17 protein-coding genes are annotated in these 12626 nt (G+C 65.8%); 9 read left to right on the top strand and 8 right to left on the bottom strand.

The features are described from left to right. Nucleotides 1-32 precede the first annotated feature (32 nt). Genes recR through def form a run of 3 tightly spaced genes read left to right on the top strand, consistent with a single transcriptional unit; the run spans nt 33 to nt 1413 of the window. On the top strand, nt 33-629 hold the full coding sequence (recR, locus tag VGU00_RS09520) for a recombination mediator RecR (protein WP_327467855.1): 597 nt from the start codon (nt 33-35) through the stop codon (nt 627-629). A 17-nt stretch (nt 630-646) separates the two neighbouring features. Continuing rightward, complete coding sequence (locus tag VGU00_RS09525; protein ID WP_327467857.1) at nt 647-847, top strand: hypothetical protein; 201 nt, start codon at nt 647-649, stop codon at nt 845-847. Nucleotides 848-879: 32 nt separating this feature from the next. Further along, complete coding sequence (def, locus tag VGU00_RS09530; RefSeq protein WP_327467859.1) at nt 880-1413, top strand: peptide deformylase; 534 nt, start codon at nt 880-882, stop codon at nt 1411-1413. A gap of 60 nt (nt 1414-1473) precedes the next feature. Here def and grpE read toward each other — a convergent pair whose 3' ends face one another. The 3 genes from grpE to VGU00_RS09545 are packed head-to-tail and all read right to left on the bottom strand — an operon-like array spanning nt 1474 to nt 3585. Beyond that, nucleotides 1474-2019 (bottom strand): nucleotide exchange factor GrpE, encoded by a 546-nt coding sequence (gene grpE, locus VGU00_RS09535; protein WP_327467861.1) that lies wholly within the window; start codon nt 2017-2019, stop codon nt 1474-1476. Nucleotides 2020-2023: 4 nt separating this feature from the next. Then, a complete protein-coding gene (hrcA, locus tag VGU00_RS09540; RefSeq protein WP_327467863.1) occupies nt 2024-3067 on the bottom strand; it encodes a heat-inducible transcriptional repressor HrcA in 1044 nt (347 codons plus the stop codon). 41 nt (nt 3068-3108) lie between these two features. Then, on the bottom strand, nt 3109-3585 hold the full coding sequence (locus tag VGU00_RS09545; protein WP_327467865.1) for a hypothetical protein: 477 nt from the start codon (nt 3583-3585) through the stop codon (nt 3109-3111). A gap of 114 nt (nt 3586-3699) precedes the next feature. Between VGU00_RS09545 and VGU00_RS09550 the strand changes: the two genes are divergently transcribed. The 5 genes from VGU00_RS09550 to VGU00_RS09570 are packed head-to-tail and all read left to right on the top strand — an operon-like array spanning nt 3700 to nt 7960. Next, complete coding sequence (locus tag VGU00_RS09550; RefSeq protein ID WP_327467867.1) at nt 3700-4500, top strand: dienelactone hydrolase family protein; 801 nt, start codon at nt 3700-3702, stop codon at nt 4498-4500. A gap of 47 nt (nt 4501-4547) precedes the next feature. Next, complete coding sequence (rph, locus tag VGU00_RS09555; RefSeq protein ID WP_327467869.1) at nt 4548-5264, top strand: ribonuclease PH; 717 nt, start codon at nt 4548-4550, stop codon at nt 5262-5264. A 1-nt stretch (nt 5265) separates the two neighbouring features. Next, nucleotides 5266-5889 carry an RdgB/HAM1 family non-canonical purine NTP pyrophosphatase gene (gene rdgB, locus VGU00_RS09560; RefSeq protein WP_327467871.1) on the top strand — a complete coding sequence of 208 codons (624 nt, stop codon included), beginning with the start codon at nt 5266-5268 and terminating at the stop codon, nt 5887-5889. A 10-nt stretch (nt 5890-5899) separates the two neighbouring features. After that, nucleotides 5900-7045, top strand: coding sequence for a radical SAM family heme chaperone HemW (gene hemW / locus VGU00_RS09565; protein ID WP_327467873.1), 1146 nt, complete (start codon nt 5900-5902; stop codon nt 7043-7045). A gap of 24 nt (nt 7046-7069) precedes the next feature. Then, nucleotides 7070-7960, top strand: coding sequence for a tyrosine recombinase XerC (locus VGU00_RS09570; protein ID WP_327467875.1), 891 nt, complete (start codon nt 7070-7072; stop codon nt 7958-7960). A gap of 60 nt (nt 7961-8020) precedes the next feature. Here the strand turns inward: VGU00_RS09570 and VGU00_RS09575 are convergent, their stop codons facing one another. From VGU00_RS09575 to rsmI, 5 genes are all read right to left on the bottom strand, one after another. Beyond that, complete coding sequence (locus VGU00_RS09575) at nt 8021-8419, bottom strand: hypothetical protein (protein ID WP_327467877.1); 399 nt, start codon at nt 8417-8419, stop codon at nt 8021-8023. Between the two features lie 64 nt (nt 8420-8483). Next, a complete protein-coding gene (locus VGU00_RS09580; protein WP_327467879.1) occupies nt 8484-9092 on the bottom strand; it encodes a DedA family protein in 609 nt (202 codons plus the stop codon). 24 nt (nt 9093-9116) lie between these two features. After that, the gene (gene gshB / locus VGU00_RS09585; RefSeq protein WP_327467881.1) at nt 9117-10067 is read right to left on the bottom strand and encodes a glutathione synthase; all 951 of its coding nucleotides are present in this window, start codon (nt 10065-10067) and stop codon (nt 9117-9119) included. Between the two features lie 10 nt (nt 10068-10077). Continuing rightward, nucleotides 10078-10428 carry a YraN family protein gene (locus tag VGU00_RS09590; protein WP_327467883.1) on the bottom strand — a complete coding sequence of 117 codons (351 nt, stop codon included), beginning with the start codon at nt 10426-10428 and terminating at the stop codon, nt 10078-10080. Then, nucleotides 10425-11285, bottom strand: a complete 861-nt coding sequence (gene rsmI / locus VGU00_RS09595; RefSeq protein ID WP_327467885.1) for a 16S rRNA (cytidine(1402)-2'-O)-methyltransferase — start codon at nt 11283-11285, stop codon at nt 10425-10427. The genes VGU00_RS09590 and rsmI overlap by 4 nt, the downstream gene beginning before the upstream one ends. 61 nt (nt 11286-11346) lie before the next feature. Here rsmI and VGU00_RS09600 point away from each other — a divergent pair, with 61 nt between their 5' ends. Further along, nucleotides 11347-12483 (top strand): penicillin-binding protein activator, encoded by a 1137-nt coding sequence (locus VGU00_RS09600; RefSeq protein WP_327467887.1) that lies wholly within the window; start codon nt 11347-11349, stop codon nt 12481-12483. Nucleotides 12484-12626: the final 143 nt, after the last annotated feature.

The following is a 12626-nucleotide window of genomic DNA, read 5'->3' on the forward strand; positions in this document are numbered from 1 at the left end:
TGCGCCGATTACACACCCACTACCACCACTCCATGGCCTCCACCGAAATCGAAGCGCTCGTCCAGCAACTCGCCCGCCTGCCGGGCCTCGGTCCGCGTTCGGCGCGGCGCGCGGTGCTGCACCTGATGAAGAAGCGCGAAAGCAGCTTCGCACCCTTGCTCGCGGCGCTTCAGACGGTGTCCGAGCGGTTGGTGACGTGCGGCATTTGCGGCAATGTCGACACCAGCGACCCCTGCGCGATCTGCGCCGATCCGCGCCGCGACGATCGCAGCCTGTGCGTCGTCGAGGAAGTCTCGGACCTCTGGGCACTCGACAAGTCGCGGCTCTTCCCGGGGAAATATCATGTCCTCGGCGGCCGGCTCTCGGCGCTGGAGGGCGTGCGCCCGCAGGATCTCAGCATCGACGCGCTGGTCGCGCGCGTCGCCGCCGGCGGCATCGACGAGGTGGTGCTCGCGATGAACGCGACGCTGGAGGGGCAGACCACGGCGCATTATCTCGTCGAGCGGCTCGAGGGCTATCCGGTGCGGCTGACGCAGCTCGCGCATGGTTTGCCGGTTGGCGGCGAGCTCGACTATCTCGACGAGGGGACGCTGGCGCAGGCTCTCAGGGCGAGAAGGCCGGTGGGATGAGACTCGGAGCCCAGCTATTGATCTGCGCGGTCGTTGCGGTCGTTCCGGCCTTTGCTGTTGGCGCCATGGCTCTCGACCATAATCCGCAGGGCGAATTTGCAAGCCCCGGTTATACATCTGACTTTTATACCTTGGTCGGGATCACATGGGCCTTCCTCGCGCTGCCGTCGATGGCGCTCTTGACCCTGATCGAATTTGGTCGCCGCGCCGATCATTGACCTATGGGCCATGGCTACCTAAATCGCACGCCATGGCCATCCTACCCATCATAGAGACCCCGGATCCCCGGCTGCGTGTCATTTCGAAGCCCGTCGAGACGTTCGACGCCGAGCTGAAGACGCTGGTCGCCGACATGTTCGAGACGATGTACGACGCGCCCGGTATCGGGCTGGCGGCGATCCAGGTCGGGGTGGCGAAGCGCATCCTCGTCATCGACTTGCAGGAACCCGATCCCGAGGACGAAGAGGGCAAGAAGGTGATCCGCGAGCCGCGCGTCTTCATCAACCCCGTCTTCTCGGACGAGAGCGAAGAGCATAGCGTCTATCAGGAGGGCTGTCTGTCGGTCCCCGAACAATATGCCGAAGTGACGCGCCCCGCCGAAGTCACTGTCGACTGGCAGGACGAGGACGGCAAGCATCATCAGGAGCGCATGACCGGGCTGATGGCGACGTGCATCCAGCATGAGCACGACCATCTGGAGGGCATCCTCTTCATCGACCATCTGTCGCGGCTGAAGCGCGAGATGGTGCTGAAGAAGCTCGCGAAGATGCGCAAAGCGGCGTGATCCAACAAAAAACCCCGGCGAAAGCCGGGGTTTCTTTTTGTCTGCGGTACGGCGACGCGATTACCCCGCCTTCGCCACCCCCACCATCGCGGGACGCAGCAGGCGGTCCTTCAGCATATAGCCCGCCTGCATTTCCTGGACGATCGTGCCGGGCGCCTTGTCGCTCGGGATTTCGAGCATCGCCTGATGCTGGTTCGGGTCGAGCGGCAGGCCGATCGCGGCGATGCGCGTGATGCCGTTGCGTTCGAAGACGCTCAGCAATTCGCGCTCGGTCGCTTCGAGCCCGGTGATCAGCGGCTTGATGCCCTCGTCGGCACGCTGCTCGTCGCTCAGCGCGGCGAGCGCACGGCCGAGATTGTCGGCGACCGAAAGGATGTCGCGCGCGAATTTCGTCGCGGCATAGGCGTGCGCGTCGGCGATTTCCTTGTCCTTGCGGCGCGTGACATTCTGCGTCTCGGCGCGCGCATACAGCAGGTCCTGCTGCAAGGCGGCGAGTTGTTCGGCGAGCTTCGCCGTTTCGTCCTGCGCTTCGGTCGCCGGGGTTTCGGCGGCGGTGTCTTCGGTCGCGCCGTCCTCGACGGGCGTGTCATTTTCGATATTCGTCATAAACCTATCGTATCAGTCTTGAGAGCGATTGTGCGGTGAAATCCACCATGGGAACGATCCGGGCATAGTTCAAGCGTGTCGGGCCGATCACGCCCACGACACCGACCACGCGCCCGTCCGCGCCGCGATAGGGCGCCGCTATCACGGACGAGCCCGAAAGCGAGAATAATTTATTCTCCGATCCGATGAAAATACGGGTTGCGCTGCCTTCGCGTGCGCTGTCGAGCAACTGTGCGATATCCTGTTTCGTCTCGAGTTCGTCGAGCAATTGCCGCACGCGGTCGAGGTCGCCGACCGCGCTGTCGTCGAGCAGGTTCGCCTGGCCGCGCACGATCAGCACCGGCCGGTCGGCGCCGTCCGACGACCAGATGGCAAGGCCGCGGCTGACGAGGTCCTGCGCCGCACGGTCGATCGCGATCCGTTCGTCCTCGATCTCGCGCCGCACGCGCGCCATCGCTTCGGTCAGCGTGAGCCCGCCGAGCGTGGCCGAGATATAATTGCCCGCCTCGACGAGCGCCGAGGGATTGAGCCCTGCGGGAATCTCGATCACGCGATTCTCGACCGTCCCGTCGCCGGCGACGAGCACGACGAGCGACTGGTTCGCCGACAGCGGGACAAAGGCGAGCTGCTTCAGCACGCGCTCATGCTTGGGGACGAGGACAAGGCCGGCGCAGGCCGACAGCCCCGACAGCGCCGACGTCGCCTGCGCGAGCGCGCTTTCGATCGGCCCGGCTTCGGACAGGCTCGCCTCGATCTGCGCGCGATCCTCGGCCGAGGGTTCGGCGACCTGCATCATCCCGTCGACGAACAGGCGGAGGCCCCGCTCGGTCGGCAGGCGCCCGGCGCTGGTGTGCGGGCTGGCGAGCAGGCCATATTCTTCCAGATCCTGCATCACGTTGCGGATCGACGCGGGCGACAGGTTGAGGCTCGCGAGTTTCGACAAGGTGCGCGATCCGACCGGCTGGCCGGTTTCGAGATAGGCGTCGACGACCAGCCGGAACACATCGCGCGCGCGCGTGGTCAGTTCGGTGATCGGCGGGGTGGTCATGGGCATGAATCTAGGGATGCAGGCGGCAGGGGGCAAGGGCGTCAGGGCGCATTGACGAGCGCGAAGGCGGCTTTCTCGATATCCGCGACCTGCTGTATCTCTGGCGTTCGCGTTGCGCTGTAGCAGCCGGTGTAAAACCCGTAGAGATGCGCTTCGCCATGACTGGTCCAACGCCAGCGGTCCACCGGCGCGCCCATTTCCTTGCTCGACGGGCAGGTGATCTGGTCGACATGGCCGAGCGGTTCGAGCAATTCGACGAGCTGTCCGTAAAGCGCCGGATCGCGCTTTTCATATCGCTCGTTGAAACGTTTTCCGGTGGCGAGGTCGGTTTCCCATGCCGCAAATTTCCCGTCGGCGGCGACCTCGAAATATTTGGCGACCTCTGACCCGCGATACTGGGCGTAAAAGACATTGCCGGTCGCGAGCTTCGACGCGGGCGGTTCGCCGATGCCCAGCGCGGCACAGCCCGAAACGAGCAGGCAGAATGGAACGGCCTTCATCATCCTGTTGCGTCGCATCGGCGATCCTCCCCCAAGACGTGATGGCACGGCTTATCATGACCGGCCGATGCGTCAACGCGGACTCGCCAGCCGGTCGGTGCCGCGCTAGCGTGCCTGCCGGGGGAGAATAGCATGACGACACGCCCGCTCGACCGCGACGACCCGCTCGACGATTTCGATCATCGCGACATCGTCCTGCTTGGCCGCACGCATCGCGTCTATACGATGGGCAGCGGCCCCGCGGTGATCGTGATGACCGAAATGCCCGGCATCAGCCCGCATGTGACGCGCTTCGCGCGCTGGGTCCGCGATGCGGGTTTTACCGTCTATATGCCGCATATCTTTGGGCGTGACGGCGCGGTGCCGCGCATGCCTGGCGCGCTGTTCACGATGATCGGCGGATGCATCAGCCGGCAGTTCCGCGCCTTTCAGGCGAATGAAAGTTCACCCGCAGTCCAGTGGCTGCGCGCGCTCGCGGCGCTGGCGCACAAGGAATGCGGCGGCAAGGGCGTCGGTGCGATCGGCATGTGCTTTACCGGCAATTTTGCGCTGTCGATGATGCTCGAACCCGCGGTGCTGGCACCCGTGCTCGCACAGCCGTCGCTGCCGCTGAACGACCCCGCCGGCATGCACATAGCGCCCGGCGAGCTCGCCGCGGTCAAGGCGCGGATGGAGGCCGAGGACCTGACCGTGCTCGCCTATCGTTTCGAGGGCGACAAATATTGCAAGGCGGCGCGCTTCGCCGCCTATGAAAATGCGCTCGGCGATCGCTTCATCGGCCGCGTGCTGTCCGACGATGCGGCCAACCCCGACAGCCCGATGAAGAACCCGCACAGCGTCGTCACCATCCACCTGATCGACGAAGCCGGCCAGCCGACGGTGCAGGCGCGCGACGAAATCCTCGAATTCTTCAAGATGCGGTTGAGCGAATGAGGCCGGCGGCCTAAGGGCCACCGCAATCACTATTGAAAGGACTGTTTATGCGCCCTTCCGGCCGCGCGCCCGACCAGATGCGTCCCATCGCCATCGAAACCGAATTCACCATCCATGCCGAGGGCAGCGTCCTCGTCAGCTTCGGCAACACCAAGGTTCTCGTGACCGCGAGCGTCGACGAAAAGGTGCCGTCATGGATGCGTGGCAAGGGTGCGGGCTGGGTGACGGCCGAATATGGCATGCTGCCCCGCGCGACGCACACGCGCGGCAGCCGCGAAGCGGCGAAGGGCAAGCAGTCGGGGCGCACGCAGGAAATCCAGCGGCTTATCGGGCGCAGCTTGCGCGCCGTCGTCGACATGAAGAAGCTTGGCGAGCGCCAGATCATCATCGACTGTGACGTGATCCAGGCCGATGGTGGCACGCGCACCGCGTCGATTTCGGGCGCGTGGGTCGCGATGCGGCTTGCCATCGACAAGCTACTCGCGGCCAAGACGATCGCCGAGGATCCGATCGAGGACAAGGTCGGCGCGATCTCGTGCGGCATGTACAAGGGCACGCCGGTGCTCGACCTCGACTATGACGAGGATTCGGTAGCCGAGGCCGACGGCAATTTCGTCCTCACGGGCAAGGGCCAGATCGTCGAAGTGCAGGCGAGCGCCGAAGGCGCAACCTATGACGAGGAAGGCCTGCTTCGCCTGCTCCGTCTCGCGCGCATCGGTTGCGGCGAGATCTTCGCGGCGCAGGACCGCGCGACGGGCCGCTGACATGAATCGCAAGCTCGCTCCCGGCAAACTCGTTATCGCGAGCCACAATGCGGGCAAGGTGCGCGAAATTCGCGCGCTGCTCGAACCCTTCGGGATCGAGCCGGTGTCGGCGGGCGACCTCGGCCTTCCCGAACCCGAGGAAACAGGAACGACCTTTCGCGAAAATGCGCTGCTGAAGGCGCATGCGAGCGCGTCGGCCGCCGGGCTGCCCGCGCTCGCCGACGACAGCGGGCTCGAGGTGACTGCACTTGGCGGACGCCCGGGCGTCTACACCGCGGACTGGGCAGAGCGGCAACGGTTCGAGGGCAATCCCGGGCGCGACTGGTATATGGCGATGGGCAAGGTCGAAGGCTTGCTCGCCGAACAAGGCGAGGACGTCGACCGCAGCGCGCGCTTCGTCTGCACGCTCGCGCTGGCATGGCCCGACGGGCATGCGGATGTTTACGAAGGTGCTGCGGAGGGTGCATTGACCTGGCCGCCGCGCGGCAAGCTTGGCTTCGGTTACGATCCGGTCTTCGTTCCAACCGGTAAAACATTGACTTATGCTGAAATTGCCCCGGCCGAAAAACATGCGATCAGCCATCGTGCCGATGCTTTTGCCAAGCTGGTGGCAGGGGCGTTCTGACGGGCCCCGCATGGCCGAACCGCTAGCCCTTTATGTCCACTGGCCGTTTTGCGTCAGCAAATGCCCCTATTGCGACTTCAACAGCCATGTGCGCGAAAGTGTCGATCAGGCGGTGTGGCGCGAGGCGTTGCTTGCCGATCTGCGGCATGAGGCGGCGCTGCTTCCGGGGCGCTCGGTCGGGTCGATCTTCTTCGGCGGCGGCACGCCGAGCCTGATGCCGCCCGAAACTGTCGCGGCGGTGATTGCCGAGGCGGAGGCGCAGTGGGGCCTGACCGACGATGTCGAAATCACGCTGGAGGCGAACCCCAATTCGGTCGAAGTTGCCAATTTCGCCGATCTTGCCGCCGCCGGGGTCAACCGCGTGTCGATCGGTGTGCAGAGCTTCGATCCGCAAGTGCTTGAATTTCTGGGTCGTGCGCACAGCGAGGATGAAGCGCGCCGCGCGATCGCCACTGCACAGCGGCATTTCGCGCGCGTCAGTTTCGACCTGATCTATGCGCGGCCGGGCCAGTCGATGGCGGCGTGGGAAACCGAACTGGCGGGCGCGCTGGCCTTCGGCACCGACCATCTCTCGCTCTACCAGCTCACGATCGAACCCGGCACGCGCTTCGCTACGCTGGCGGCAAAGGGTGATCTCACCATTCCCGATGGCGACGCCGCCGCCGACCTGTTCGATGCGACGCAGGCGATGACGCGCGCCGCCGGCCTGCCGCGCTACGAAGTATCGAACCATGCGCGCATCGGGCAGGAGAGCCGCCACAATCTCGCCTATTGGCGCTATGCCGACTATGCGGGCGTCGGTCCGGGCGCCCACGGGCGGCGGCTCGCGCAGGCGACCGAGCGGCACAAGAAGCCCGAGAATTTCGTCGCGGCAGTGACCCGCAACGGTCACGGGCTGAAGGTCGAGACCGACTTGCCGGCGCATGAACGCGCGACCGAGGCGATGCTGATGGGGCTGCGGCTGACCGAAGGGATCGACCTGGCGCGGATCGAGGCGCGCAGCGGGCTGGCGCGCGCGGGGTTCGTCGATGCGGATGCGGTGGCGCGGCTGGCGGGGCAGGGGCTGATGCGGCACGACGGCGACCGGATGGCGGTGACCGACGAGGGCATATTGCTGCTCGACTCGATCCTTTCCGAGGTCGTGCGGACCGGCTAGGCTTGCCGCGAAGCGAGGCCGATTTTGAGCGACACCCTGATCCGCGACTGGGACGCCCATCTGGCGCATGAAAAGCGCCGGTCGGAGCATACGCGCCGCGCCTATATCGCGACCGCCGAGCGTTTCTGCGGCTTCCTCTCGCAGCATCGCGGCGGCGCGGTCGATGCGGGCATGCTCAAAAGCCTGACCCCGAACGACTTGCGCGCTTACCTCGCCGATCGCCGTGCCGAAGGGCTGGGCAATGCGTCGGCGGCGCGCGAGCTGTCGGCGCTGCGCGGTTTCCTGCGCTTTGTTGGCGGGTCGAATGCCGACGTGCCGCAGATGCGCGGGCCCCGCGTCAAAAAGGGGCTGCCGCGCCCGGTCGCACCCGCCGAGGCAATTGCACTCGCGCAGGATGTCGAGGACAATGCCCGCGAAGGCTGGGTCGGCGCGCGCGATTTCGCGCTGCTGCTACTGCTCTATGGTGCGGGGCTACGCATCGGCGAGGCGCTGTCGCTGACCGGCGCGGCGCTGCCGCTCGGCGACACGCTGCGCGTCATGGGCAAGCGGGGCAAGACACGCATCGTGCCGATCCTGCCTGCGGTCGCCAATGCGGTATCGCGCTATGTCGCCGCCTGCCCTTATCCAATGGTAAAGGAAACGCCGCTGTTCCTCGGCGCCCGTGGCGGCCCGCTTGCACCCGGAGTGGTCCGCGCCAGCGTCCGGTCGGCGCGTCGTTCGCTCGGCCTGCCCGAACGCACGACTCCGCATGCGCTACGCCACAGCTTCGCGACGCACCTGCTTGCCGGCGGCGCCGATCTCAGGAGCCTGCAGGAACTGCTCGGCCACGCAAGCCTCGCCTCGACGCAGGTCTATACCGCAGTCGATGCCGCGCATCTGCTCGACATTTACCGGTCGGCGCATCCGCGGGCGTGACGTCCGGTTTGGGGTGGGGAGCGGACGTTGCGAAGCCCGCACACTATCTGCGCACGCAATCTACCAGCGTAGACGATGCTTGATACGACCCCACAGTGAGACTCGCTCATTCATATTTACAGGGGCGCCGCCAAGACGAGCGGCGGGCTGGCCAGCGAAGACGATATTGAGCATTCCCTTGGTCAAACCTTCAGGAACAGAGATCGCTGCCGATGCAGAATCTTGGCGCATATCATCGATGAAAACCTCCACCATCGGAGCGCTTGCCCACACGATGAGATGATCGGGGGTCCACTCGACCTCGCCAAGGGTGCGTCCAATAGACGGTCTCATGGTGATGGTTGATCTGGTTGGCACAACGAACTCTTCGGCCCATGGCTCAAGCCACACCAAAAGTTCGTCGCGCCTAGGGTTGGAGAGGCTCCATTGATTGTCCAGCTCAGCCATCGCGATCAGCATTCCAGATTGAGCTTATGTCCGCAACCGGTCGGATGCAGACCTCGCGGACCCGTGCAAACCGCAATCAGTCGCGGCGGGTCTTCGGCTTCCAGGTCACGACGCGGTAGACGTAGAGCAGCACCAGCGAGCCGATCGCGAGCAAGGCGAGCGGGCCGATGAAGCGGTCGACTTCGGCGAATTGCTTGCCGAACCACGAGCCCGCGCCGGCAAGCGCGGCGATCCAGATCGTCGATCCGGCGGCGGTCCAGAGCAGGAATTTGATCTGGTTCATACGCACCATACCCGCGGGCAGCGACACCATCGTGCGCGCGATCGGCAGGAAGCGGCAGACGAAGACGATGCCCGAGCCATAGCGGATGAACCAGTCGTGGAGCTTTTCGACCTCGTCCCAGTCGAGCGTCAGCCAGCGGCCATAACGGTCGACGAGCGGCCGCAGCCGTTCATAGCCGACCCAGCGGCCGACAGCATACCACACCCAGTTGCCGAGCGTCGTGCCGGCGACGGCGACGGCGACGAGCGTCCAGTAATCGAAGCGTCCCTTGGCGACCATCACGCCGCCGAGCCCCATGATCACTTCCGACGGGATCGGCGGGAAAACATTTTCGAGGAACATCAGGATGAAGATCCCGATGTAGCCCCACGACTGGACGAGGTTGAGAATCATTTCGGTCATTGGGGGAATATGTCCTGCAGGGGGTCAGCGAAGGCGGCGCGCGATCGCATCCCAGATCATGCCCGCGGTATCGCTGTTGTTGAAGCGGTCGATTGCGACGATGCCGGTCGGCGAGGTGACGTTGATTTCGGTCAGCCATTCGCCGCCGATCACGTCGATGCCGACGAAAACCAGCCCGCGTTCGCGTAGCTGCGGCCCCAGGACATCGCAGATTTCCTGTTCGCGCGGGGTGAGTTCGGCGGCTTCGGCATAGCCGCCGACCGCGAGGTTCGAGCGGAACTCGCCCTCGCCGGGCTTGCGGTTGATCGCGCCCGCGACCTCGCCGTCGACGAGCACGATGCGCTTGTCGCCCTTCGACACGCTCGGCAGGAACTGCTGGACCATGAAGGGTTCGGGCCACACCTGTCCGAACAGCTCGACGAGCGCACCAAGATTGCCGCCGTCGGCATCGATCTTGAACACCGCCTTGCCGCCATTGCCGTGGAGCGGCTTGATGACGACGGCGCCGTGGCGCGCCTGAAAATCCTTCACCGCATCGAGGTCGCGCGTCACCATCGTCGGCGGCATGAACTCGGGAAAGTCGAGCACGAACACCTTTTCGGGCGCGTTGCGGACCGAGACGGGGTCGTTGACCACCAGCGTCTGCCCCGCGAGCCTTTCGAGCAGCCAGGTGCCAGTCAGATAGCCGAGGTCGAACGGCGGATCCTGCCGCATCAGAACGACGTCGACGTCGCGGCCGAGGTCGAGCGTCACCGCCTCGCCGAATTTATAATGGGCGCCCGCTTCGCGCTGCGCCTCGACGATGCGATGCGCCTTTGCCGTCAGCCGCCCGGCCTCCCATGTCAGGCCGCGGACATCGTAGTGATAGAGCTCGTAGCCGCGTTCGAGCGCCTTCAGGATCAGGTGGAAACTGCTGTCGCCAGCGATGTTGATGCCATCCATCGGGTCCATTTGTACCGCGGCGCGCAGGGTCATTCGATCTTCCTCAGGGTTGCCAGACGTGGACCAGATGGCGCGGCAGGCGCCGCGGCGCAAGCAGCATCACGTCGATGCGTATGTCGTCGCGCGGGCCTGCGAAGCGCGGGCGGAGCATTTCGGCGGCGGCGGCGACGCGGCGCAGGCGATATTGATCGATCGCGAGGTCGAGGTCGGCGGCGCGGTCGCGCCACTTTACCTCGATAAAGGCGATGGTGCGGCCGCGCCGCGCGACAAGGTCGACCTCGCCAACGGGGACACGCAGCCGCTCGCCCAAAATGCGCCAGCCGTGCAGGCGCAGCCACCAAGCTGCACGGCGTTCGGCCTTTCGTCCGCGCGCTTCGGCGGCGGCGCGGTTCAAGCCTGCTCTTTCAGCGTCAGCGCGCGGGCATAGACGTCATGGCGGTCGAGTCCGAAGCGTTTGGCCACCGCCTTTGCTGCCTGTGCGACGGGGCGGTCGGCCATCGCCTCGCGCAGCGCGGCGTCGAGCGTCGCATCGTCAGCCTGTTCGGCCGCGGCTTCGCCCGGCGGGCCGACGATGACGACGATCTCGCCCTTCGGTGGGGCGTCGGCGTAACGCGCGGCAAGTTCGGTCAGCGTGCCCGTGACGCATTCCTCGTACAGCTTGCTGATTTCGCGCGCGACCGCCGCCTCGCGGTCGCCGAGCCCTTCGGCCATGGCCGCAAGGGACGCCGACAGCCGGGGCCCGCTTTCATAGAAGACGAGCGTCGCGCGCAGCGCCGCGAATTCGGCGAGCGTATCGGCGCGCGCCTTCGCCTTGTTGGGCAGGAAACCCGCGAAGAGGAAGCGGTCGCTCGGCAGGCCCGAGAGGGTGATCGCGGCGATCGCGGCGCAGGGGCCGGGCAGGGTGGTGACAAGATGCCCCGCCGCGCGCGCGTCGCGCACCAGCTTGTACCCGGGATCCGAAATCAGCGGGGTGCCGGCATCCGACACCAAAACGACAATTTCCCGTTCCATGCGCGCAACCAGCGCGGCGCGGGTGCGTTCGTCGCTATGATCATGATAGGGGGTCATCGGCACACGCAAACCCAGATGCGACAGCAATTTCGCGGTCACGCGCGTATCCTCTGCGGCGATCACGTCGGCGGAGGCAAGCGTCTTGGCGGCACGCGGAGTGATGTCGCCAAGGTTGCCGATGGGCGTCGCGACGATATAGAGACCGGGCAAGGGAGAATCTGAGATGTTCGAATCTGGCATGACGCCGAAAATGGCAGAAACTGCCGACCAGTGCCAAAATAAAGCATCGCCGCGCCGCCAGATGCTGCGCCATCTTGGCGCAGTGGTAATGGCGGGTCTGCTCGCGGCGTGTCAGGTCGTCCCGAAAAGCAATGGCCCCGCGACCCCGCCGCCGCCGACCAACCCCGACGACAATGTCGGTCCCGGCCTGCCCACCGACACCGATCGCCACCGCGTGGCGTTGCTGGTGCCGCAGACGGGTGCGAACGCCGACGTCGGCACCGCGATCGCCAATGCGACGACGCTTGCGCTGCTCGATTCGCGCACCGAACGCGTGCGCATCACCACCTATGATACCGCGCTTGGCGCCGCTGCGGCGGCGCGGCAGGCGGTCGCCGACGGCAACAAGCTGATCCTCGGCCCGCTGCTCAGCGAAGACGTCGCCGCAGTCGCCCCCGTCGCGCGCGAGGCGAAGGTTCCGGTGCTGAGCTTCTCGAACGACAGCAGCGTCGCGGGCAACGGCGTGTTCATCATGGGCTTCGTCCCCGGCCAGTCGGTCGAGCGTGTCGTCGCCTTTTCGCGGTCGAAGGGGCATCAGCGTTTCGGGGCGCTCGTCCCCAAAAACGTCTATGGCGACCGCTCGGCGGCAGCTTTCCGCGCCGCTGTCACCCAGGCCGGCGGTACGCTGGTCGCGGTCGAAAGCTATGACCGCAGCGCGACCGCGCTGACCGGGGCCGCGCGCCGGATCGCCAACGCCGGCGCGATGGACGCGGTGCTGATCGCCGACAGCGGCGGCAACGCCATTCGCGCGGTTCCCGTGATCAAGGGCAGCGGCAACCGGCAGATCCTCGGCACCGAACTCTGGAACACCGATGCCGGGCTCGGCAGCAGCGCGGTGATGCGCGGCGCTTGGTTCGCCAGCGTGTCGGACGGCCTTTATGGGCAGCTTGCGACCAAATATCGCACGCGCTTTGGCAAGGCGCCGTACCGGCTCGCGAGCCTTGGCTATGATTCGGTGCTGCTCACCGTTCGCATCGCGCGCGACTGGAAACCCGGCACCAACTTCCCCGCGACGCGCCTGCTCGCCGCCGACGGTTTCGGCGGGATCGACGGTATTTTCCGTTTCAACAATCGCGGCATCGCGGTTCGCGCGCTCGAGGTCAGCGAGATCGGCGCCGGCGGCTTCCGCGTCGTCGATCCCGCGCCGACGAAATGGTAATCGCCGGACGGTAGTGGCATAGCCGCCACAGTCGGACGAAAAAGCGCCGCGACGCGCACCGTCGCAGCCTTTACGCAGCGCGCGCGTTCACTATATGGACATTGCGCGCGGCGCATCGATTCCGCACGCCTTTTTTAACGACC

Source organism: Sphingopyxis sp., from assembly GCF_035944815.1.
In the GTDB taxonomy this organism is placed as follows: domain Bacteria; phylum Pseudomonadota; class Alphaproteobacteria; order Sphingomonadales; family Sphingomonadaceae; genus Sphingopyxis.

Excerpts from the sequence above, each read along its gene's own strand:
- VGU00_RS09545 (WP_327467865.1), bottom strand. The coding sequence starts at position 3,585 with ATGCGACGCAACAGGATGATGAAGGCCGTTCCATTCTGCCTGCTCGTT.
- VGU00_RS09600 (WP_327467887.1), top strand. The coding sequence starts at position 11,347 with ATGCTGCGCCATCTTGGCGCAGTGGTAATGGCGGGTCTGCTCGCGGCG.
- VGU00_RS09575 (WP_327467877.1), bottom strand. The coding sequence starts at position 8,419 with ATGCTGATCGCGATGGCTGAGCTGGACAATCAATGGAGCCTCTCCAAC.
- VGU00_RS09550 (WP_327467867.1), top strand. The coding sequence starts at position 3,700 with ATGACGACACGCCCGCTCGACCGCGACGACCCGCTCGACGATTTCGAT.
- rsmI (WP_327467885.1), bottom strand. The coding sequence starts at position 11,285 with ATGCCAGATTCGAACATCTCAGATTCTCCCTTGCCCGGTCTCTATATC.
- rph (WP_327467869.1), top strand. The coding sequence starts at position 4,548 with ATGCGCCCTTCCGGCCGCGCGCCCGACCAGATGCGTCCCATCGCCATC.
- hrcA (WP_327467863.1), bottom strand. The coding sequence starts at position 3,067 with ATGACCACCCCGCCGATCACCGAACTGACCACGCGCGCGCGCGATGTG.
- grpE (WP_327467861.1), bottom strand. The coding sequence starts at position 2,019 with ATGACGAATATCGAAAATGACACGCCCGTCGAGGACGGCGCGACCGAA.
- rdgB (WP_327467871.1), top strand. The coding sequence starts at position 5,266 with ATGAATCGCAAGCTCGCTCCCGGCAAACTCGTTATCGCGAGCCACAAT.
- def (WP_327467859.1), top strand. The coding sequence starts at position 880 with ATGGCCATCCTACCCATCATAGAGACCCCGGATCCCCGGCTGCGTGTC.
- hemW (WP_327467873.1), top strand. The coding sequence starts at position 5,900 with ATGGCCGAACCGCTAGCCCTTTATGTCCACTGGCCGTTTTGCGTCAGC.
- gshB (WP_327467881.1), bottom strand. The coding sequence starts at position 10,067 with ATGACCCTGCGCGCCGCGGTACAAATGGACCCGATGGATGGCATCAAC.
- recR (WP_327467855.1), top strand. The coding sequence starts at position 33 with ATGGCCTCCACCGAAATCGAAGCGCTCGTCCAGCAACTCGCCCGCCTG.
- VGU00_RS09580 (WP_327467879.1), bottom strand. The coding sequence starts at position 9,092 with ATGACCGAAATGATTCTCAACCTCGTCCAGTCGTGGGGCTACATCGGG.